At 72.5% G+C, this 22,291-nt stretch carries 16 protein-coding genes; 10 read left to right on the top strand and 6 right to left on the bottom strand.

Annotated elements, in window-relative coordinates; translation table 11 throughout:
* The first annotated feature begins 66 nt into the window (after positions 1-66).
* A complete protein-coding gene (locus tag M8H82_RS25450; protein ID WP_250077346.1) occupies positions 67-891 on the top strand; it encodes a TIGR02452 family protein in 825 nt (274 codons plus the stop codon).
* Here M8H82_RS25450 and M8H82_RS25445 read toward each other — a convergent pair.
* Positions 876-1,322: a type II toxin-antitoxin system PemK/MazF family toxin gene (locus M8H82_RS25445; protein WP_250077345.1), complete on the bottom strand. Its 447-nt coding sequence runs from the start codon at positions 1,320-1,322 to the stop codon at positions 876-878. The genes M8H82_RS25450 and M8H82_RS25445 overlap by 16 nt on opposite strands.
* 58 nt (positions 1,323-1,380) lie before the next feature.
* Positions 1,381-2,805, bottom strand: coding sequence for an amidase (locus tag M8H82_RS25440; protein WP_250077344.1), 1,425 nt, complete (start codon positions 2,803-2,805; stop codon positions 1,381-1,383).
* Positions 2,806-3,000: 195 nt separating this feature from the next.
* On the opposite strand from M8H82_RS25440, the gene M8H82_RS25435 reads away from it, so the two are divergent.
* Positions 3,001-4,389: a glycoside hydrolase family 43 protein gene (locus M8H82_RS25435; protein WP_250077343.1), complete on the top strand. Its 1,389-nt coding sequence runs from the start codon at positions 3,001-3,003 to the stop codon at positions 4,387-4,389.
* Positions 4,390-4,517: 128 nt separating this feature from the next.
* A complete protein-coding gene (locus M8H82_RS25430; protein ID WP_250077342.1) occupies positions 4,518-6,161 on the top strand; it encodes a ricin-type beta-trefoil lectin domain protein in 1,644 nt (547 codons plus the stop codon).
* Between the two features lie 63 nt (positions 6,162-6,224).
* On the opposite strand, the gene katG is transcribed toward M8H82_RS25430, so the two are convergent.
* Positions 6,225-8,414: a catalase/peroxidase HPI gene (gene katG / locus M8H82_RS25425; protein ID WP_250077341.1), complete on the bottom strand. Its 2,190-nt coding sequence runs from the start codon at positions 8,412-8,414 to the stop codon at positions 6,225-6,227.
* A gap of 215 nt (positions 8,415-8,629) precedes the next feature.
* Between katG and M8H82_RS25420 the strand changes: the two genes are divergently transcribed.
* Together M8H82_RS25420 and M8H82_RS25415 are read left to right on the top strand one after the other, a co-directional pair.
* A complete protein-coding gene (locus tag M8H82_RS25420) occupies positions 8,630-10,435 on the top strand; it encodes a sigma-70 family RNA polymerase sigma factor (protein ID WP_250077340.1) in 1,806 nt (601 codons plus the stop codon).
* 94 nt (positions 10,436-10,529) lie between these two features.
* Positions 10,530-13,904 carry a pyruvate carboxylase gene (locus M8H82_RS25415; RefSeq protein WP_250077339.1) on the top strand — a complete coding sequence of 1,125 codons (3,375 nt, stop codon included), beginning with the start codon at positions 10,530-10,532 and terminating at the stop codon, positions 13,902-13,904.
* 2 nt (positions 13,905-13,906) lie between these two features.
* Here the strand turns inward: M8H82_RS25415 and M8H82_RS25410 are convergent, their stop codons facing one another.
* Positions 13,907-14,548: a class I SAM-dependent methyltransferase gene (locus M8H82_RS25410; protein ID WP_250077338.1), complete on the bottom strand. Its 642-nt coding sequence runs from the start codon at positions 14,546-14,548 to the stop codon at positions 13,907-13,909.
* 133 nt (positions 14,549-14,681) lie between these two features.
* On the opposite strand from M8H82_RS25410, the gene pgm reads away from it, so the two are divergent.
* Positions 14,682-16,322, top strand: a complete 1,641-nt coding sequence (gene pgm, locus M8H82_RS25405) for a phosphoglucomutase (alpha-D-glucose-1,6-bisphosphate-dependent) (protein ID WP_250077337.1) — start codon at positions 14,682-14,684, stop codon at positions 16,320-16,322.
* A gap of 331 nt (positions 16,323-16,653) precedes the next feature.
* Here the strand turns inward: pgm and M8H82_RS25400 are convergent, their stop codons facing one another.
* Both M8H82_RS25400 and M8H82_RS25395 read right to left on the bottom strand, forming a co-directional pair.
* The gene (locus tag M8H82_RS25400; protein ID WP_250077336.1) at positions 16,654-17,187 is read right to left on the bottom strand and encodes a DoxX family protein; all 534 of its coding nucleotides are present in this window, start codon (positions 17,185-17,187) and stop codon (positions 16,654-16,656) included.
* A gap of 91 nt (positions 17,188-17,278) precedes the next feature.
* Positions 17,279-17,800, bottom strand: coding sequence for a GNAT family N-acetyltransferase (locus tag M8H82_RS25395; RefSeq protein WP_250077335.1), 522 nt, complete (start codon positions 17,798-17,800; stop codon positions 17,279-17,281).
* Between the two features lie 7 nt (positions 17,801-17,807).
* On the opposite strand from M8H82_RS25395, the gene M8H82_RS25390 reads away from it, so the two are divergent.
* The 4 genes from M8H82_RS25390 (at position 17,808) to M8H82_RS25375 (ending at position 22,287) form a co-directional block, all read left to right on the top strand.
* The gene (locus M8H82_RS25390) at positions 17,808-18,386 is read left to right on the top strand and encodes an XRE family transcriptional regulator (protein ID WP_250077390.1); all 579 of its coding nucleotides are present in this window, start codon (positions 17,808-17,810) and stop codon (positions 18,384-18,386) included.
* Entirely contained in the window at positions 18,383-19,564 is a 1,182-nt protein-coding gene (locus M8H82_RS25385) for an MFS transporter (protein WP_250077334.1), read from the top strand. Before M8H82_RS25390 ends, M8H82_RS25385 begins: the two co-directional genes overlap by 4 nt.
* Before the next feature lie 64 nt (positions 19,565-19,628).
* Positions 19,629-21,290, top strand: coding sequence for a hypothetical protein (locus M8H82_RS25380; RefSeq protein ID WP_250077333.1), 1,662 nt, complete (start codon positions 19,629-19,631; stop codon positions 21,288-21,290).
* A gap of 133 nt (positions 21,291-21,423) precedes the next feature.
* The gene (locus tag M8H82_RS25375; RefSeq protein WP_250077332.1) at positions 21,424-22,287 is read left to right on the top strand and encodes a trypsin-like serine protease; all 864 of its coding nucleotides are present in this window, start codon (positions 21,424-21,426) and stop codon (positions 22,285-22,287) included.
* The last annotated feature ends 4 nt before the right edge of the window (positions 22,288-22,291 follow it).

The following is a 22,291-nucleotide window of genomic DNA, read 5'->3' as shown; positions in this document are numbered from 1 at the left end:
TGCGTACATGAGCACGACGGGGGAGTGCGCCCGGCGCGCGCTCAAGGCGCTCACGGGGGTGGCGCCATGAGCGCGCGCCTGCGGGAGCTCGCACAACGGACGGAGCGGATCGTGGCCGCGGGTTCCTACCCCGCGTCCGACGGCCGCGAGGTGCTGATCGCCGCAGCGGTGGAAGCCGCCAGACAGGGCACGCGCATGTACGGCCCCGGCCCCGTGCCGGTGCCCGCGGCGCCGTCGGCGGACACGCGCATCGAGGTCACCGGCGAGAGCAGCCTGGAGGCGGCGCGCCGGCTCGGCGCCGGGACGGCCGTGCTGAACTTCTCCTCGGCCCGCAACCCCGGCGGCGGCTACCTCAACGGCGCCCAGGCCCAGGAGGAGGCCCTGTGCCGGGCCTCCGCGCTCTACACCTGCCTGATCGAGGTCCGCGAGTTCTACGACCACCACCGGGCCCACCGCGACCCCTTCTACACCGACCGGGTCATCCACTCACCTGCCGTGCCCGTCTTCCGCGACGACCGCGGACGCCTGCTGGACTCGCCGTACACGGCCGGATTCCTCACCTCCGCGGCGCCGAACGCGGGAGTCGTCAGGCGTACGGCACCGGAGCGCGCCGCGGACCTCCCCGGGGCCCTGGCGGTGCGCGCCGAGCGGGTGCTGGAGGTGGCCGCCGTCCACGGCTACCGGCGCCTGGTGCTCGGCGCCTGGGGCTGCGGGGTGTTCCAGAACGAACCGGGGCAGGTGGCGGGTGCGTTCCGGGCGCTGCTCGGTCCGGGCGGGCTGTTCGCCGGCCGCTTCGAGCACGTCGTGTTCGGCATCCTCGACCGCACCCCGCGGACGACGACCCGAGCGGCCTTCGAACGGGCGTTCCCGGAGCCTCAGCTCCAGCCGTAGCGCTCCCGCAGCCGGTGCCGGACCGCGTTGAACCGCATCCGGTCCAGCGCGCACGCCTCGCGCCGCATGCCCCGCTCGTGCAGCCGCAGCACCCGGTCCACGGCGACCCAGGAGTCCCGCCCGGTCCGGTCCCAGGGCCCGTTCCCGATCGCCACCCAGTCCCGGTGCGCGTCATGCCGCTTGCTGGACAGCTGCACCGCCAGCAGGGTGCCGCCCGGCTCCCGGGCCACCACCAGCACGGGCCGGTCCTTGCCCCGGCCGTCGTTCTCCTCGTACGGCACCCAGGTCCACACGATCTCCCCGGGATCGGGGTCGCCGTCGTGCGCGGGCGCGTACTCGGTGCGCACCCGGCCCACCTCGCGGGGGACGGCCTCGACGGTGGCGAAGGGGCCCTGACGGCCGGGGACGTTCTCTTCGGTGGACGCAGTCACGGGGATCACCGTAGAGCGTGGGCGGGGGCGAACCGACGCCGGGCACCCCGCCCTTCCTCTACACGGCCGGGATGTCCGAGGCGACCTGCCCCGGCGGCCACGCCTCGTGCCAGCGCAGCTCCGCCTCCAACTGGGCGGCGAGCGACAGCAGCAGGGGCTCGCTGTGGGCCGGTCCCAGCAGTTGGGCGCCGACCGGCAGACCGCCCTCGACGAACCCCGCGGGGACGTTCACGCCGGGCCAGCCCAGCACGTTCCACGGCCAGGCGAAGGGGCAGGCGGCGATCATCGCGCGGTCGGTGGCGAGCCCGCCGAGCCCCAGCATCGCGCCGATCCGCGGCGGGGGAGCGGCGGTCGTCGGCGCGAGCAGCACGTCGTACGTGTCGAAGAAGGCGCCGATACGGCGGTGCAGGACCGCCTCCGCGCGCCGGGCCGCCCGCAGCGGCGCCCCGCCCAGCATCCGGCCCAGCCGGGCGGCGCCCAGGGTGCGCCGGTCCAGCAGCGCGGGAAAGGGCGACTCGCTCACGAACTCGGCGATCCCGGCGGTGGCCCGCGGCACGAAGGTCAGCCCGATCTGCCCGTACGGCGGATCCGCCTCCTCGACGGTGTGCCCCAATGCGGCCAGCTTCTCGGCGAGTTCGACGACCCTGTCGCGCACCTCGGGCCGGAGCCGGGCGGGCAGTGCGGTGAACGGGGGCTTCAGGGCGAGGGCGATGCGCAGTCGTCCGGGGTCGCGGCCCACGGCCGCCGAGGCGTCGACGGCCGGCGGACGGTAGGGGTCCCCGGCGTGGTTGCCGCTCGCCGCGTCCAGCAGCAGGGCCGCGTCGGCGACCGTACGGGCCAGCGTGCCGTTGACCGTGATGCCCTGGAAGGACTCGCCGCGCGGCCAGGTCGAGATCCGGCCGCGCTGCGGCTTGATGCCGACCAGGTTGGTCCACGACGCCGGGATCCGCACCGACCCGGCGCCGTCCGAACCGAGCGCGGCGGGGACCAGGCCGGCGGCGACGGCGGCGGCTGAACCGCCCGAGGACCCGCCCGGCGTGTGCTCGGGGTTCCACGGATTGCGGGTCTCGCCGAAGGCCGGGCCCTCGGTGAAGGGCCACTGCCCCAGTTCGCAGGTGTTGGTCTTGCCGACGATCACGGCCCCGGCCGCACGCAGCCGCCGTACCGCCTCGCCGTCCTCGGCGACCGGCGGGAACTCCCCCTGGCAGCCGAACGCGGTGGGCTCCCCGGCCACGTCCATGTCGTCCTTGACGGCGACCGGCACGCCGAGCAGCGGTCGCCGTGCGCCGGCGGCGAGTTCCCGGTCCGCCTCGTCCGCCTCGGCGAGCGCGGCCTCGGCCCGGACGGTCCGGAAGGCGTTGAGGGAACCCCGCGTCGCCTCGATGCGCGCGAGGGCTTGCTCGACCAGCGTCCGGGACGTCACGTCCCCGTCGGCCAGGGCGCGGGCGGACTCGGCGAGCCCTGCGGAACGGTCGAACGTCATACCGGGCACCTCCGGGGACGGCCTTGTCTACTGAACAGTAGCCTCTAGGGCGGCCGTTCGGGGGCCGGCGTGGAGTGGTGCGCGGACCATTGACGCACCTTCGTCACACCCCTACCTTCTGACCGATCTTCCGAACCAGGTTCGGTAAGTCGAACACGTCGGTGTGTGCCCCACGCGTCAGAGGGAGAGCCGCCCATGACCCCGCAACGCCCCAGCACGTCCCGCCGCACCCTGCTCCGGGCGATGACCGCCGTACCCGCCTCGGCGCTGCTGCTGTCCGAAGCGCCCGGACTGCTCGGCACGGCCGGCGCCGCCGCGCCGCCGAGCGGTTCCGCCACCCGCTACACCATCGTGCCGTTCCTCAACAGCAATGACGGCACCGTCAACGTCTACCAGTCCGACGACGCCACCGACTTCCGGCTGCTGCGCTCCGCCGCCTACACCCCGCCCGCCGGCCGCATCCGCGACGCCAGCGTCATCCGGCACACCGACGGCTACTACTACGTCACGTACACGACCCGCACCTGGCAGGACACCAGCACCACCATCGGCTTCGCGCGCAGCGCGGACCGGGTCAACTGGACCTTCCTCTATGACTACCCGGTCCCGATAGCGAACCTCTCCCGCGCCTGGGCGCCGGAGTTCTTCGTCGACGGCGACGGCAGCGTGCACATCATCGTGTCCTGCTCCACCACGGACAACGAGTGGATCTTCACGCCGTACCGGCTCAGGGCCACCAACTCCGCGCTCGCCGCGTGGAGTTCACCGGTCGCCCTGACCGGCATCGGCGCCAACCACATCGACACGTTCCTCGTGCGGACCGGTTCGACGTACCACGCCTTCACCAAGAACGAGACGACGAAGTACATCGAGTACGGCACGGCGTCGAGCCTCACCGGCCCGTACACGATCACCCGCACGGGCAACTGGGCGGGCTGGGGCAGCTATCGCGAGGGCCCGGCCCTGATCCAGCTCGACAACGGAGCCTGGCGGATGTTCTTCGACGGTTATGGGGACGGCAGCTACTACTACAGCGACAGTTACGACACCTTCGCCACGTGGTCGGCGCCGGCCGCGCTGCCCGCGATCTCCGGAACGGCCCGGCACTTCAGCGTGGTCAAGGAGACCGTGCCGGGCGGTCCGAGCCTGGCCCGCGACGTCACCCGCTCCTTCCGGTCCGCCAACTACCCCACCCGCTACTGGCAGCAGCAGTCGGCCCTCCTCAACCTCCCCGTGGTGAGCGCCTCCAGCGCCACCGCCGAGAAGCAGGCGGCCACCTTCACGGTCACCGCCGGCCTCGCCGACGCGGGCGGTTACTCCTTCCGCGACGCCTCCGGCGCCTACCTGCGCCACTACGACTTCCGCGCCCGCTTCGACACCGACAACGGCACCACGGCCTTCGCCAGGGATGCCACGTTCATCGCCCGCACCGGCACGGCGACGGGCGCCCTGCGCTTCGAGTCGTACAACTACCCGGGCCGCTATCTGCGGCACTACGGCTATCAGCTGCGGGTGGAACGGTCCGACGGGACGGACCTGTTCCGGCAGGACAGTTCGTTCCTGCCGGTGGGGGCCTGGGGCTGAGCCGCCAGTTGACAGTGTTGACATGTTCAGCCGCATCTCTACTATCCGTGACACCTCGAGTTTCCGAATGCCGTACGAAATTTCGAACCTGGCGTTCGTGCGGCGCCCCCACGCGCAAAGGAGCCCTGGTGCCCCGACGATCAGGCGGACTGCTCCGCCTTCTCGTAGCCGCCGCGCTGACGGTCACCGCGTCCGTGACGGCCAACTCCTCCTCCACCGCCTCCGCCGCGCCGGGCAGCCCGGCGCTCACCCCACCGCTCGGGTGGAACAGCTGGAACAGCTTCGGGTGTGGGATCACCGAGGCGCAGGTGCGCCAGGCCGCCGACGCGATGGTGTCCTCGGGCATGCGGGACGCCGGCTACCGCTACGTGGTGGTCGACGACTGCTGGTTCGACCCGCAGCGGGACACGGCGGGCAACCTGCGGGCCAATCCCACCAAGTTCCCGAGCGGGATGAAGGCGCTCGGGGACTACATCCACAGCAAGGGGCTGAAGTTCGGCATCTACCAGGTGCCGGGGGAGCGCACCTGCGCGCAGACCGTGGGGACCTACCCCGGGTCCACGGGCAGCAAGGGCCATGAGGCCCAGGACGCCGCCACGTTCGCCTCGTGGGGTGTCGACTACCTCAAGTACGACTGGTGTTCGTCCAGCGGCACCCGCGACGAGCAGGTCGCGCGGTTCACCCTCATGCGCGACGCCCTGCGCGCCACCGGGCGCCCGATCGTCTACAGCATCAACCCCAACAGCTTCCACGCCATCACCGGCGCCACGTACAACTGGGGCGAGGTCGCCGACCTGTGGCGGACGACCGAGGATCTGCTCGACATCTGGCAGAACGGCAACACCAACAGCTATCCCATGGGCGTCGGCAACGTCCTGGACGTCAACGCACCGCTGGCGGCACAGTCGGGCCCGGGACACTGGAACGACCCCGACATGCTCGTCGTCGGCCGGCCCGGCCTGTCACTGACCGAGTCCCGGTCCCACTTCGCCCTGTGGGCGCTCATGAGCGCCCCGCTGATGGCCGGCAACGACATCCGCACCATGTCCGCCGACGTGAGCGCCATCCTGCGCAACCCGCGTCTGCTGGCGGTGAACCAGGACGCGCTCGGCGCGGGCGGGCGCAAGGTGCGCGACGACGGCGCCACCGAGGTGTTCGCCAAGCCCCTGTCGGACGGTTCGGTGGCGGTCGGCCTGTTCAACCGCGGCAGCGGCACCACGACGGTCACCACATCGGCCGCGCAAGTCGGCCTGTCCGGCGGACAGTTCACCCTCACCGACCTGTGGACCGGCGGCACGTCCGGCACCTCCGGGCAGATCTCGGCGAACGTGCCCGCACACGGCGTCGCCGTGTTCCGGGTGAGCGGGGGCAGCCCGGTGGCCGCCACCACCTCGCGTCTGCGGGGCAGCGGGGCCGGCCGCTGCGTGGACGTCGACAACGCCTCCACCGCCGCCGGGGCCACGGTCCTGCTCTGGGACTGCCACACCGCCGCCAATCAGCTGTGGACCACGTGGGCGGGCGGCGAGATCCGCGTCTTCGGCGACAAGTGCCTGGACGCCGTCAACCAGGGCACATCCAACGGCACCCGCGTCATCACCTGGCCCTGCAACGGCCAGAACAACCAGAAGTGGACGGTCGGCTCCGACGGGTCCATCCGCAACGTCCACGCCGGGCTCTGCCTCGACGCCAACGGGGCGGGCACCGCGAACGGTACCCCGCTGGTCCTGTGGACCTGCAACGGCCAGGCCAACCAGAAGTGGACCCGCCTCTGAGGGGCGGCCGGCCGGGCTCCGGCTCGCCGTGCGTCGCGGCGAGCAGGAGCCGAACCATCGGGCTCAGGAGAGGTCGAACCGGTCCAGGTTCATCACCTTGTCCCACGCCGCCACGAAGTCACGCACGAACTTCTCGCCCGCGTCCCGGGAGCCGTACACCTCCGTCAGGGCCCGGAGCTGGGAGTGCGAACCGAAGATGAGGTCGACGGCCGTGGCGGTCCACCGCACCTCGCCCGTGGCGCGCTCCCGGCCCTCGAAGACGTTCTCGTCCGCGGCCGACGCCTTCCACTCCGTGTCCATGTCGAGCAGGTTGACGAAGAAGTCGTTGGTCAGCGTCCCCGGCCGGTCCGTGAGGACCCCGTGCCGGGCCTGCTTGAAGCCGGTGTCCAGGGCCCGCATGCCGCCGATCAGAACCGTCATCTCGGGAGCGGTCAGGGTGAGCATGTTGGCCCGGTCCAGCAGCAGGGTCTCCGGCGACAGCTTCTCCCCCGTCCGCAGGTAATTGCGGAACCCGTCCGCCTTGGGCTCGAGCATGGCGAACGACTCGACGTCGGTCTGCTCCTGGGAGGCGTCCGTGCGGCCGGGGGCGAACGGGACCGTGACGGTGTGCCCGGCGTCCCGCGCGGCCCGCTCGACGGCCGCGCAGCCGCCCAGGACGATCAGGTCGGCGAGCGACACCTTCGTACCGCCGGTCTGCGCCGCGTTGAAGTCCTGCTGGATCCGCTCCAGGGCCGCCACCGTCCCGGTGACCTCGGGCACGTCGTTCTGCTCCCAGTCCTTCTGCGGTGCCAGGCGGATCCGTGCTCCGTTGGCGCCGCCGCGCTTGTCGGTGCCGCGGAAGCTCGCCGCCGCTGCCCATGCCGTGGTGACCAGCTGGGAGACGGACAGTCCCGAGTCGAGGATCGTGGCCTTGAGGGCGGCGATGTCCTCGTCCCCGACCAGCTCGTGATCGATGTCGGGGACGGGGTCCTGCCACAGCTGCGGCTCGGGGATCCACGGGCCGAGGTAACGCGACAGGGGCCCCATGTCGCGGTGCAGCAGCTTGTACCAGGCCTTGGCGAACGCTTCCGCGAGCTTGTCCGGGTTCTCGTGGAAGCTCTTGGCGATCGGCCCGTAGACCGGGTCCACCTTCAGCGCCAGGTCCGTCGTCAGCATCATGGGCGCGTGCCTCTTCGACGGATCGTGGGCGTCGGGCACGGTGCCCTGGGCCGAGGCATCCGTCGGAGTCCACTGCTTCGCACCGGCGGGGCTCGTCGTCAGCTCCCACTCGTACCCGAACAGGTTGTTGAGGTATCCGTTGTCCCACCGGGTCGGCGCGGAGGTCCACGCGCCCTCGAGCCCGCTGGTGAGCGCGTGGGGGCCGACGCCGCTGCCGTAGGTGTTGCGCCAGCCGAGACCCTGCTGCTCGACGGGGGCCGCCTCGGGCTCCGGGCCGATGTAGCTGACGTCGACCGCACCATGGCACTTGCCGAAGGTGTGGCCGCCGACGATGAGCGCGACCGTCTCCTCGTCGTTCATCGCCATCCGCCCGAACGTCTCGCGGATGTCCCTGGCGGCGGCCAGCGGATCCGGATTGCCGTTGGGCCCCTCCGGGTTGACGTAGATCAGGCCCATCTGCACGGCACCGAACGGACCGGAGAGTTCCCGGTCGCCGCTGTAGCGCTCGTCCCCGAGCCAGGAGTCCTCGGGCCCCCAGAAGATCTCCTCCGGCTCCCAGATGTCCTCGCGTCCGAAGCCGAACCCGAACGTCTTGAACCCCATCGACTCCATGGCGCAGTTGCCGGTGAAGACGAGGAGGTCGGCCCAGGAGATCTTCCGGCCGTACTTCTGCTTGACCGGCCAGAGCAGACGGCGTGCCTTGTCCAGGCTCGCGTTGTCCGGCCAGCTGTTGAGCGGCGCGAAGCGCTGTGCGCCGCTGCCGCCGCCGCCCCGGCCGTCGGCGACGCGGTAGGTGCCCGCGGCATGCCAGCTCATCCGGATGAAGAGCGGCCCGTAGTGGCCGTAGTCGGCGGGCCACCAGTCCTGGGACGTCGTCATCACCTCGAAGACGTCCCGCTTCAACTCCTCGACGTCGAGGGTCGCGAACTCCTTCGCGTAGTCGAAGTCCTCCTCCATCGGATTGGAGCGGGACGAGTGCTGGTGCAGGACCTGGAGGTCCAGCTGGTTGGGCCACCAGTCCCGGTTCGTCCTAGGCCGAGTCGATGCGGGACTCGGGGAGGGGATTACCGGGTTCTCGCTCTCACTGCCGGGCATGTCTGTCCTTCTTCCTGTCACCGTGTCCGTTTCGTGCCGGGGCGGCGTCCGTATGGTCGCGTACCGCAGACCGCATCGCCACGAACCACGCAGGGGCAGCCGTTTCGGCGGCCGCAGGTCAGCGAGGGGGTTTTTGTTATGGCGCCCCCCGCCGGAGGTCTCCTCTTGTACCGGGCGCAAGAATGCGGCAACCGAAAGGGATGTGGTGGTCAGGCATGGCAGCTAGGGGAGAGCACGAGTACGCCGTGGTCGAGGCGGCTCGCCGCGGTGACCTCCGGGCGCAGGACGAGCTGGTCGGCGCGTATCTGCCGCTGGTCTACAACATCGTGGGGCGGGCGCTGAACGGACATGCCGACGTCGACGACGTCGTGCAGGAGTCCATGCTCCGCGCGCTGCGCGCGCTCGGCTCGCTGCATCACCCGGCCAGCTTCCGGTCCTGGCTGGTGGCCATCACGATGAACCAGATCCGGACCTACCACCACCGGCAGCAGGCGGCACCGGCGGGCTCGGAGCTGGAGGACGCCTACGACCTGGCCGACCCCGGCGCGGACTTCGTGGACCTGACGATCCTGCGCCTCGGTCTGGACGGCCAGCGGCGCGAGGTGGCGCAGGCCACGCGCTGGCTGGACGGCGACGACCGGATGCTGCTGTCGCTGTGGTGGCTGGAGGCCGTCGGCGAGCTGAGCCGGGCGGAGGTCTCCGCCGCGCTGGAGCTGTCCCAGCAGCACACGGCGGTGCGCGTGCAGCGGATGAAGGCCCAGCTGGAGACGGCCCGGCTGGTGGTACGTGCGCTCGCCGCGGCGCCGCCCTGCGGTCATCTCGGCCAGGTGACCGGGAACTGGGACGGCCGCCCGTCGCCGCTGTGGCGCAAGCGCATCGCCCGGCACGCCCGGGACTGCGTGCGGTGCTCGGGCCACCAGACCGAGCTGGTGCCCGCGGAGGGGCTCCTCGTCGGCCTGGGCCTGGTGCCGGTGGCCGCCGCCCTCACGGGTCTCGCCGGGTTGACCGCCGTCACGGGCACCGAAACCGCGTCCGCGGCGTACGGGGTGCCGGGGTACCAGGACCCCGGTCACGCGGCGGCTTACGGTGGGCCGGGGGATCCGGTTCCCGGGTACGGCGAGGCCTACGGCGGGCCGGAGCACTCGGTCCATGGGCACGGCGGGGCCTACGGTGGGCCGCAGCATCCGGACCCCGGTCACTCGGCGGCGCACGCCCACCCGGATCCCGGCTCCGAAGCCGCAGGCGGCGACCCCACCGCCGTACTCGCGCCGGTGCGCACCGCATCCTCCCCGGGCCGGCACGGTCATGGCCGGCGGAGACGAATACCGCAGCGCCGCCGCATCACCGGCGTGGCCGCCGCGGTCGCCGTACTGATATCCGGCGGCACCGTCGCGACCCTGAGCCTGCAGCCGGACGGGGAGGGCGACAAGGTCCAGTCCGCTGCCGACACGCCCCCGGCCCCCTCCTCGGCTTCCCCCACCGCCTCGGCGTCCCCTTCTCCCTCCCCGTCCCGGTCGCCGAGCAAGTCCCCCTCGCCCGAGCCGAGCACCAAGTCCCCCAAGCCCACGCCGACACCGTCCCGCACGAAGCCGCGGCCGGAGACGACGCCACCCGCGCCCCGGCCGTCGGCGACCCCCGCCGCCGCACCCGCGGACGCCCCTTCCGCACAGGTCCTCGCCCTCGTCAACAACGAGCGGGCGAACGCCGGTTGTCAGCCCGTGAAGCTCGACGGCCGCCTCGCCCGCGCCGCCCAGCTGCACAGCGAGGACATGTCGCAGAACCAGTACTTCGACCACACCAGCCAGGACGGCCGCAGCTTCGCCGACCGGGCCGCCGCCCAGGGGCATCCGTCGCCCGGAGCCGAGAACATCGCCCGGGGCCAGACCTCCCCGGAAGCGGTGATGGAGGCGTGGATGAACTCCCCGGGCCACCGCGAGAACATCCTCAACTGTTCCCTCACCACCATGGGCATCGGCCTGGTGGAGGACGACTGGACCTGGACCCAGGTGTTCGGCTACTAGGGGTGTCAGGGCTCGCCGTGGCCAGGTTCACATGGCGTCGGCGCCACGGGGCCGACACCATGGTGCACCTCACCGGCAGGCGAAGGGATCACGAATGTTCCGCAAGGTGCTGGTCGCCAACCGAGGCGAGATCGCGATTAGGGCCTTTCGTGCGGGCTACGAGCTCGGCGCGCGGACCGTCGCAGTCTTCCCGCACGAGGACCGCAACTCGCTGCACCGGCTGAAGGCCGACGAGGCCTACGAGATCGGCGAACCGGGACATCCGGTGCGCGCCTATCTCTCCGTGGACGAGATCGTCAGGGCCGCGCAGCGCGCCGGCGCGGACGCCGTCTACCCCGGCTACGGCTTCCTCTCCGAGAACCCCGAGCTGGCCCGGGCCTGCGCGGCGGCGGGCATCACGTTCGTCGGACCGGACGCGGACATCCTGGAGCTGACCGGCAACAAGGCCCGCGCGGTGGCCGCCGCCCGCGAGGCCGGCGTACCCGTGCTCGGCTCCTCCGCGCCCTCCAACGACGTCGACGAACTCGTCCGCGCCGCCGAGGACGTGGGCTTCCCGATCTTCGTCAAGGCCGTCGCAGGCGGCGGCGGGCGCGGGATGCGCCGCGTCGAGGACCCCGCCCAGCTCAGGGAGTCCATCGAGGCGGCCTCCCGCGAGGCGGCGTCCGCGTTCGGCGACCCCACGGTCTTCCTGGAGAAGGCCGTCGTCGAGCCGCGCCACATCGAGGTGCAGATCCTCGCCGACGGTCAGGGCAACGTCATCCACCTCTTCGAGCGGGACTGCTCGGTGCAGCGCCGCCACCAGAAGGTCATCGAACTCGCGCCCGCCCCCAACCTCGACCCGGCGCTGCGCGACCGCATCTGCGCCGACGCCGTCCGGTTCGCCCGGCGGATCGGCTACCGCAACGCGGGCACCGTGGAGTTCCTCCTGGACCGCGACGGCAACCACGTCTTCATCGAGATGAACCCGCGCATCCAGGTCGAGCACACGGTCACCGAGGAGGTCACCGACGTCGACCTGGTCCAGTCCCAGCTGCGCATCGCCGCCGGTGAGAGCCTCGCCGACCTCGGGCTCGCCCAGGAGACCATCACGCTGCGCGGCGCCGCCCTGCAGTGCCGTATCACCACCGAGGACCCCGCCAACGGCTTCCGCCCGGACACCGGCCGGATCAGCGCCTACCGTTCACCCGGCGGCTCCGGCATCCGCCTCGACGGCGGTACCACCCACGCCGGTACGGACATCAGCGCCCACTTCGACTCCATGCTGGTCAAGCTCACCTGCCGGGGCCGCGACTTCGCCGCCGCGGTGGGCCGCGCCCGGCGTGCCGTCGCCGAGTTCCGCATCCGCGGGGTGGCCACCAACATCCCGTTCCTCCAGGCGGTACTGGACGATCCGGACTTCCAGGCCGGCCGGGTCACCACCTCGTTCATCGAGCAGCGCCCGCATCTGCTCACCTCCCGCCACTCCGCCGACCGCGGCACCAAGCTGCTGACCTACCTGGCCGACGTCACGGTGAACCGGCCGCACGGCGAGCGGCCCGACCTGGCCGACCCGATGGCCAAGCTGCCCCCGCTGCCCGAGGGCCAGCCGCCCGCGGGCTCCCGGCAGCGGCTGGTCGACCTCGGCCCCGAGGGCTTCGCCCGGAACCTGCGCGAGGCACCCACCCTCGGCGTCACCGACACCACCTTCCGCGACGCCCACCAGTCCCTGCTCGCCACCCGGGTCCGTACGAAGGACATGCTCGCCGTCGCCCCGGTCGTCGCCCGCACCCTGCCCGAGCTGCTCTCGCTGGAGTGCTGGGGCGGCGCCACCTACGACGTCGCCCTGCGGTTCCTCGCCGAGGACCCCTGGGAGCGGCTGGCCGCCCTGCGCGAGGCCGTCCCGAACATCTGCCTGCAGATGCTGCTGCGCGGCCGCAACACGGTCGGCTACACCCCGTACCCGACCGAGGTCACCGACGCCTTCGTGCAGGAGGCCGCCGCCACCGGCATCGACATCTTCCGCATCTTCGACGCCCTCAACGACGTCGACCAGATGCGCCCCGCCATCGACGCCGTACGCCGGACCGGGACCGCCGTCGCGGAGGTGGCCCTGTGCTACACCGCCGACCTCTCCGACCCGAACGAGCGGCTCTACACCCTCGACTACTACCTGCGCCTCGCCGAGAAGATCGTCGACGCGGGCGCCCATGTCCTGGCCGTCAAAGACATGGCCGGACTGCTGCGGGCCCCGGCCGCCGCCACCCTCGTGACGGCGCTGCGCAGGGAGTTCGACCTGCCGGTGCATCTGCACACCCACGACACCGCGGGCGGCCAGCTCGCCACCTACCTCGCCGCGGTCCAGGCGGGAGCGGACGCCGTGGACGGAGCGGTGGCGTCCATGGCGGGCAGCACCTCCCAGCCGTCCCTGTCGGCGATCGTGGCCGCGACCGACCACTCCGCCCGCCCGACCGGCCTCGACATCCAGGCCGTCGGCGACCTGGAGCCGTACTGGGAGAGCGTCCGCAAGGTCTACGCACCCTTCGAGGCGGGCCTGCCCGCGCCGACCGGCCGGGTCTACCACCACGAGATCCCCGGCGGTCAGCTGTCCAACCTGCGCACCCAGGCCATCGCGCTCGGCCTCGGCGACCGCTTCGAGGACATCGAGGCCATGTACGCCGCCGCCGACCGGATGCTGGGCCGGCTGGTGAAGGTCACCCCGTCCTCCAAGGTCGTCGGCGACCTGGCCCTGCACCTGGTGGGTGCGGGCGTCGACCCGAAGGAATTCGAGGCGGAGCCCGACCGGTTCGACATCCCCGACTCCGTCATCGGCTTCCTCCGCGGCGAGCTGGGCACCCCGCCCGGCGGCTGGCCCGAGCCGTTCCGCAGCAAGGCGCTGCGCGGGCGCGCCGAGGCCAAGCCGCCCGCGGACCTCGGTGCCGAGGATCGCGAGGGACTGGTCAAGGACCGGCGCGCCACCCTCAACCGGCTGCTGTTCCCCGGCCCGACCCGCGAGTTCGAGACCCACCGCCAGTCCTACGGCGACACCAGCGTGCTGGACAGCAAGGACTTCTTCTACGGCCTGCGCCAGGCCAAGGAGTACGCCATCGACCTCGAACCCGGGGTGCGGCTGCTGATCGAGCTCCAGGCGGTCGGTGAGGCGGACGAGCGGGGCATGCGGACGGTGATGTCCTCCCTGAACGGCCAGTTGCGGCCCATCCAGGTCCGCGACCGGCAGGTGGCCTCGGACGTCCCGGCCACCGAGAAGGCCGACCGCTCCAATTCCGGCCATGTCGCGGCGCCGTTCGCGGGCGTGGTGACCCTCGCGGTCGCCGAGGGCGACCAGGTGGCGGCCGGGGCGACGGTGGCGACCATCGAGGCGATGAAGATGGAGGCGTCGATCACCGCCGCGAAGGACGGCACGGTCTCCCGGCTCGCGGTCAACCGGATCCAGCAGGTCGAGGGCGGTGACCTGCTGGTGGAGATCGGCTGAGGTCAGCGACGGCAGTACAGGAAGACGTGGGGCTCGGGCCCCGCTCCGGGGTGGTCCGGGGTGAAGACGGTGCTGTTCCGGGACAGCACCGTCAGCCCCGCCGCCTCCAGCAGGGCGACCAGGTCCGCCTCGGCAAAGCTCGTCGCGCGGACCGGTCGGCCCATGAAGACCACCTCGACGTCCGCCACGTCGGCGGGCACGGTCGCCAGCACCAGATGGCCCCCGGGCTTCAGGGCGCGGGCCAGCCGGTGCACCACTGCCGTCTGCTCCGCGCGGGTCATCTGCAGCAGTGAGAAGAACACGCACACTCCGTCGAAGGAGGCATCCTCCAGCGGGAGTTCACGGATGTCGGCGCAGCGGAACTCGGCGTCGGGGACCTGCCGCGCGGCGAGGTCGGCCATCACGGGGGAGACGTCGACGCCCAGCACCGAGTGGCCCGCCGCGGCGAGCGCCGCCGCGGTCGGCCGTCCGGTGCCGCTGCCCACGTCCAGCGTCCGGGCGGCGGACGGCAGCCGTTCGAGCAGCCACTCCAGGGCGGACAGATGGGCGGGGGCGTGGGCGAACGCCTTCTCGTAGTCGGCACCCAGCGCGTCGAACAGCGCTGCGGCGGGCGGGCGTTGCTCCTCGTGCGGCACGTCTCGCATCCCTTCGCTCGGCGGCCCGTATCGTCGCATCCGGCGGATCCGCGCCACAACGGCGGCCCGGTGCGCGTGCCGGCGCCCAGCAGGGGAAAATGAGATCCGTAAGCGACGGTCGAAGCGTGCTGAGGAGCCGGAGATGCAGGACGAGCGAGCGGGGCAGGTCGCCGGGCCCGAGGACCTGATCGATGTGGCCCGCCTGGTGACGGCGTACTACGCGCTGCACCCCGACCCGGCCGAGCCGGGCCAGCGGGTGGCGTTCGGCACCTCGGGACACCGCGGCTCCTCCCTCGCGGCGGCGTTCAACGAGGACCACATCGCCGCCACCAGCCAGGCCATCTGCGAGTACCGCACGGCCCAGGGCACCGACGGGCCCCTCTTCCTCGGCGCCGACACCCACGCCCTGTCGGAGCCCGCCCGGATCACGGCGCTGGAGGTGTTCGCGGCCAACGACGTCACCGTCCTCATCGACCAGACCGACGGCTACACGCCCACCCCGGCGGTCTCGCACGCCATCCTCGCGCACAACCGCGGCCGCACCTCCGGCCTCGCCGACGGTGTGGTGGTCACCCCCTCGCACAACCCGCCCGCGGACGGCGGCTTCAAGTACAACCCGCCGAGCGGCGGCCCCGCCGGTTCCGACGCGACCTCCTGGGTCCAGGACCGCGCCAACGAGATCATCACCGGCGGCCTGAAGGACGTACGGCGCATCCCGTACGCCCGCGCCCTGGCCGCGCCCGGCACCGGCCGCTACGACTTCCTCGGCACGTACGTGGCCGACCTGCCGGACGTGCTGGACCTGGAGGCGATCCGGACCGCGGGCGTACGCATCGGCGCGGACCCGCTGGGCGGCGCCTCGGTGGCCTACTGGGGCCGGATCGCCGAGCAGCACCGGCTCGACCTCACCGTGGTCAATCCGCTCACCGATCCCACCTGGCGCTTCATGACGCTGGACTGGGACGGCAAGATCCGCATGGACTGCTCCTCGCCGTACGCCATGGCCTCGCTCATCGAGCAGCGCGACCGGTACGACATCGCCACCGGCAACGACGCCGACGCCGACCGGCACGGCATCGTCACCCCGGACGGCGGTCTGATGAACCCCAACCACTACCTGGCGGTGGCGATCTCCTACCTCTTCTCGCACCGCGAGCGGTGGCCGGCGGGCGCCGGGGTCGGCAAGACGCTGGTCTCGTCCAGCATGATCGACCGGGTCGCGGCGGAGGTCGGCCGCCCGCTCGTCGAAGTCCCCGTCGGATTCAAGTGGTTCGTGGACGGCCTGGCCGACGGCACCCTCGGCTTCGGCGGCGAGGAGTCGGCGGGCGCGTCCTTCCTGCGCCGGGACGGCTCGGTGTGGACCACCGACAAGGACGGCATCATCCTGGCGCTGCTCGCCTCCGAGATCACGGCGGTCACGGGCAAGTCCCCGTCGCGGCACTACGCCGATCTCACCGACCGCTTCGGCGCGCCCGCATACGCGCGTGTCGACGCACCCGCGTCCCGGGAGGAGAAGGCCCTCCTCGCGAAGCTGTCACCGCAGCAGGTCACCGCCGACACCCTCGCCGGGGACCCGGTCACGGCGGTCCTGACCGAGGCCCCGGGCAACGGCGCCGCACTCGGCGGCATCAAGGTGTGCACGGCCAACGCCTGGTTCGCGGCGCGGCCTTCGGGCACGGAGGACGTCTACAAGATCTACGGCGAGTCGTTCCGCGGGGAGGACCATCTGCGCCAGGTCCAGGAGGAGGCCAGGTCGGTGGTGCTGACGGCCCTGGGCGGCTGACGGGCGGCTGACGGGCGGCTGAGGGGCGTCAACATCCCCTGCCTGCACGGGCGTTCGCGGCCCGCGGCCCTGTCCGCCGCGCACGCCTGTGGAGTCCGTGCCGGGCGAGGAGGTCCGGAGTGCCCGAGGTGGTGGGGCAGTTGCCCGAGACCGGCCTGCGCAGCCGGAAGCGGCCGGCGCGGCAACCGGCGTGATGGTGCCCAAGGGGCGGCCGGCCGGACCGCAGGCGGCGGACCGGCCGGGGCGGGTGCGCGGGGACGGGGGTGGCTTGCGCAGGGCCGGTCCGAGCGTCGTACGGCCGGGACCACGCCCTACGCAGCGCCGGTCGGCGTCAGCGGGACAGCTTTGCGCGGGCGCCGGCCGCCTTTGCCGCCGGGCGGGCGGTCGTGCGCACGGAGCGGCTGACCAGGCGGGCGTCGCGGCGCAGGCCCTTGGCGGTGTGGCGGCTGCGCCAGGCCAGGGAGGGGGAGCCGCCGGTGTCGTCGGCGGCGATCAGCAGGCCGCCGAGCATCGACATGTTCTTCAGGAAGTGGATGCGCTGCTGCGACCGCTGGTCCGGGTCGTCCTCCTCCCAGAAGCGGTGGCCGGCCAGCGTGGTCGGCACCAGCGTCGCCGCGACGGCGAGCGCGGCGATCCGGGGCATCCGGCCGATGCCGAGCATGACGCCCGCGGCGACCTGGACGGCGCCGTTGAGCCGCACCAGCTGTTCCGTGCGGTCGGGCAGGGCCTCCACCCGTTCGGTGATCGGCTGGACGACGGGCTCCGCGGCGGGGGCCACGTCCTTGGGGTTGCGCAGGGAGTCCAGGCCTCCGGCGACGAACATCGAGGCAAGCATCGGACGTCCGGCTACACGCAGCAGACTCATGGCACTCTCCGGATTCATGGCGGGCGGACTGCGGTGATCACCGGGTTCCCGCCCCGCCCGGGCTCATGCGCGGCCCCCGGGACGCCCCGCGCTACCCGCCGAGCCGCAGCTGCATCAGGGTCAGGTCGAACCAGCGGCCGAACTTCGTCCCGGCCTCCTTCAGCGTGCCGACGTGATCGAACCCGCGGTGCTCGTGCAGCCGTATCGACGTGCTGTTGCCCGACTCGATGGCGGCGATCATGCTGTGCTGCCCCGTGGCGCGCGCCGTGGCGATCAGCGCGGTGAGCAGGGAGCCGCCGATGCCCAGACCCTGGTGGCCGTCGCGGACGTAGACCGAGTCCTCCACCGTGTGGCGGTAGCCCTCCAGGGCCCGCCAGGGGGCGTAGGAGGCGTATCCGGCGATCTCCCCGGCCACCTCCGCCACCAGGGCCGAGCCGCGCTCGAGGTGGTCGGCGAACCACGCCTGTCCCTCGGCGGGGGAGTGCGGGACCTGCGTCCACAGGGCCGTCGAGTGCTCGACGGCGTGGTTGCGGATCGCGACGACGGCCTCGGTGTCCTCCGGCCGTGCCGCGCGGACCGTCACGCCCCCTCGCTTCTCGTATATTGGAATCATGTCCAATATGATAGATCCTCTCGTGGAGCGCATCGCCACCCGCATCCGTGCGGAGCGCGAGCGCCGCCGGTGGACGCTGGCCCAGCTCGCGGACGCCTCCGGGGTCTCCCGGGCGATGATCAACCGGATCGAGCGCGGCGAGAGCAACCCCACGGCCGTCGTGCTGGGCAAACTGTCGGCGGCGTTCCGGATCAGCGTCGCATCCCTGCTCGCGCAGGCCGAGGAGCCCCCGGCCCAGACGCAGGCGGTGGGCGTACGGCGGCGGGCCGACGACGCCGAGTGGACCGACCCGGAGACCGGCTACCGGCGCCGCCAGATCACCTCGCCGCGCTTCCCCGCCGAGATCGCCGAGATCCACCTCCCGCCGGGGGCCCGCGTCCCCTATCCGGCCGCCGCCTTCGCCTTCCTCCACCAGCTCGTATGGGTCCTGGAGGGCCGGCTCACCTTCGAGGACGGCGACACCGTCCATGACCTCGGCGCCGGGGACATCATCGAACTCGGCGACCCCGCCCCGCGTGTCTTCGCCAACACCGGCACGGACGCCTGCCGTTACGCCGTGGTCCTCAGCAGGGCCTCGCGGCCGTGAACCGAACCCCGCGCCGGGGCGGCACCGCCCTGCTCGCCGCCATGGCCGGTACGGCTATAGCCGACAACTACACCCTCCAGCCCGCCCTCACCGTCGTCGCCGCCGACCTGGACGTCCCGCTCTCCGCGATCAGCCTCGTCCCGTCCGCCGCCCTCGCCGGCTCCATGACCGGGTTCGCCCTGCTGCTGCCCCTGGCCGACCGCATCGCCCCGAACCGCCTGGTCGCCGCCCACTTCACCGCCCTGACCGCCGGTCTCGTCCTGGCCGCCACCGCCTCCGACGCGGCCGTACTGGTGGCCGCCCACCTGGTCATCGGCGCCGCCGCCTCGGTCGCCGCCCAGGCGAGCGTCATCGCGGGACGCCTGGCCGCACCCGGCCGCCGCGGCGCCGCCGTCGCGCTCGTGGCGACCGGCCTGTCCGCCGGCATCCTGCTCAGCCGACTCGTCGGCGGCGCCCTCACCGACCTGCTCGGCTGGCGCGCGATGCTCCTGGCCTGTGCCGCCCTCGCCCTGCTCGGCGCGGGTGCGGCCGCGGCGCTCCTGCCCGGCGAACGGCCCCGGGCCCGCAGCCCCTACCGCACCGCGCTGGCCGCCCTGCCCCGGCTCCCGCTGCGCGAGGCGCGGCTGCGCCGGGCGGTCGCCACCGGAGGGCTGTGGTACCTCGCCTTCACCCTGCTCTGGGTCGGCCTCGCGCTCGCCCTGGCCCGGCCCCCGCACTCCCTGGACCCCACCGCCATCGGCCTGTTCGGCCTGGCCGGGCTGCTCGGGTTCGCCGTCCTGCCGTTCACCGGGCGCCTCGTCGACCGCCACGGCCCGCACACCGTGATGACCGGCGCCGTGGCCGTCGCGGCGTGCGGCACCCTGCTGATCGCCTGCGCCCCGGACGACCTCGCGGCCGTCGCCGTCGGCCTCGCGGTGTTCGACGCGGGCTGCTTCGTCGCCCAGGCGGCCAACCAGAGCCTCGTCATCGGCATCGACCCCGCCGACTCCGGCAGCCTCAGCGGCGCCTACCTGGTGCTGTACTTCGCCGTCGGCGCCCTCGGCACGGCCCTCGCCGGGCCGCTGCTGGACGCCATCGGCATGCGGGGCACCACACTCGTCGCCGTCGGCGCGCTGATCGGGGCCGCACTCCTCGCCCGCAGCGCCGAGCCCCACGTACGAGTGAGACAAAAACGCTAGATCCCGGGCGAGCGCCGGGAACTCCGGAAGAATCCTGACTCCGAGTCGGCGTCAGGAGACACCCGTGGACTACTACGACCTCGGCCCGCACGGCCGGACCGTCACCACCGCATCGCCCGAGGCGCAGCTCTGGTTCGACCGCGGCCTGACCTGGACGTACGCCTTCCACCACGAGGAAGCCGCCGAGTGCTTCCGGAAGGCCGCCGAGGCCGACCCCGACTGCGCCATGGCCCACTGGGGCATCGCCTACGCCCTCGGCCCGAACTACAACAAGCCCTGGGAGTTCTTCGACGAACGGGACCTGCTGCGCACCGTCGAACGCACCCACCACGCCGTCGAGTCGGCGCACGCCAAGGCGGTCGGCTGCACCCCCGTCGAACAGGCCCTGATCGGCGCCCTGCGCGCCCGCTACCCCCAGGCGAAGGCCGTCGAGGACTGCTCGGTGTGGAACGCCCCCTACGCCGACGCCATGGGCGCCGTCCACGCACTCGCCCCGGACGACCCGGACATCGCCGCCCTGTACGCCGACGCGCTGATGAACCTCACGCCCTGGCACCTGTGGGACCTGCACACCGGACGGCCCGCCGAAGGCGCCCGCACCACCGAGGCCAGGGAGGTGCTGGAGCGGGTCGTGGAGTCACCGCAGGGCCGACTGCACCCGGGCGTCCTGCACCTGTACATCCACCTCATGGAGATGTCCCCGACCCCCGAGGTCGCGCTGACCGCCGCCGACCGGCTGCGCGGACTCGTCCCCGACGCCGGACACCTCCACCACATGCCCTCCCACCTGGAGGTGCTGTGCGGGGACTACCGGCGCGTCGTCTCGGACAACACCACGGCGATCCTCGCCGACGAAAAGGTCCTGAAGCGCTCCGGCGCGATGAACTTCTACACCCTGTACCGCGCGCACAACTACCACTTCCGGATCTACGGAGCCATGTTCCTCGGCCAGTCCCGCATCGCGCTGGAGACCGCCGACCAGTTGGAGGCGGCCGTACCGGAGGATCTGCTGCGGGTGCAGAGCCCGCCCATGGCGGACTGGCTGGAGGCCTTCCTCGCCATGCGGGTCCACGTCCTGGTCCGCTTCGGCCGCTGGTCCGAGATCCTCGAGCTGCCGCTGCCCGCCGATCCCGGGCTGTACTGCATGACGACCGCCATGCTCCACTACGCCCGCGGCGTCGCCCTCTCCGCCACCGGCCGCGTCCCCGAGGCCGAGACGGAACAGCGCCTGTTCCAGGAGGCGGCGGCCAGGGTCCCCGGGACCCGCATGCTGTTCAACAACACCTGCGCCGACATCCTCGCCATCGCCGCGGCCATGCTGGAGGGCGAACTGCAGTACCGCAAGGGCCGGTTCGAGGCCGCCTTCGCCGCGCTGGAACGCTCGATCGACCTCGACGACCACCTCCCCTACGACGAGCCGTGGGGGTGGATGCAGCCCACCCGGCACGCCTACGGCGCCCTCCTCCTGGAACAGGGCCGGGTCGCCGAGGCGGAGGCGGTCTACCGGGCCGACCTCGGCCTGGACGGCACCCTGCCGAGGGCGTGCCAGCACCCCGGCAACGTATGGGCGCTGCACGGCCTGCACGAATGCCTGGTGCGCCAGGGCAAGGAGGGCGAGGCACGGATCATCGCCCAGCAGTTGCGCGTCGCCGCCGCTCTGGCGGACGTACCGATCGAGTCGTCCTGCTTCTGCCGGCGCGACACGGGCGGCTGCTGCGCCTCGTGAAGCAGGCGGCGGGGGCGCCCGATCCCGTCGGCCGATGACCGCGTGCCCCTTGCCAGCACCTCACTCAGGCGCTTCACTTGGCGCACCTCCCACAGGAGAACACCTGATCCCACCTGCAGAAGAGGTAGTTCTTTTGTCAGCGATCCGTGCCACCGCCGTCACCGCGGCGGCCTGTGCGGCCGTGCTCACCACCGCACTGCCGTCCTCGGCCATCAACTCCTACAACGCGACGCCCGCACCCGAGCGCACCGAGGTCGGCGCGCTCGTCGCGACGTGGGACAACGACGACGACCCCACCACCCCGGACCGGGTCGACTGGGTCTGCTCCGGAACCATGATCGACACGAACACCTTCCTGACGGCAGCGCACTGCACCACCGACTGGCCGGACAACGTGCGCTTCTACGTGTCCCTGGACCAGGACGTGCAGGCCGGGCTCGACGCCGCCGCCGCGAAGTACCCGGGCGACCCGGCCGCGCAGGCGAACGCCGTCGCCGTCGAGGGCACCGCCCACAACCACCCCGGCTATCCGGGCCCCGCGTCCGACACCCGGGACATCTCCGTGGTCGAGGTGCCCGCGGCGAGGATGGCGGCCCGCTGGAGCTACACGCCCGCCGCCCTGCCCACCGCGAACCAGCTCGGCACGGGGGACCTGAACTCGGCCGACTGGGTCGTCGCCGGGTACGGCACGCAGGAGGCCGTGCGCGGACCGGGCGGCCACACCCATCCGGGCGGCGGCGTGCGGATGAAGGCGCCCGTCACCTTCAACGCCCTGAACCCCTCCTGGGTCCGCCTGGGCATGACCGCGCCCCAGGGCAACGGCGGCGCCTGCTACGGCGACTCCGGCGGCCCCAACTTCGTCACCCTGCAGGGGAAGAGGATCCTGGCGGCCACCACCATCACCGGTGACGGCCCGTGCTACGCGACGAATGTGACGTACCGTCTGGACACGCCGGGGGCACGCTCCTTCCTGTCGCCGTTCGTGAAACTGCCGTAGGGCC

The sequence above is a fragment of the Streptomyces sp. YS415 genome (assembly GCF_023544665.1).
Classification (GTDB): domain Bacteria; phylum Actinomycetota; class Actinomycetes; order Streptomycetales; family Streptomycetaceae; genus Streptomyces.
The sequence above is the reverse complement of the archived record's forward strand: the minus strand, read 5'-3'. Positions and strand labels throughout refer to the sequence as shown.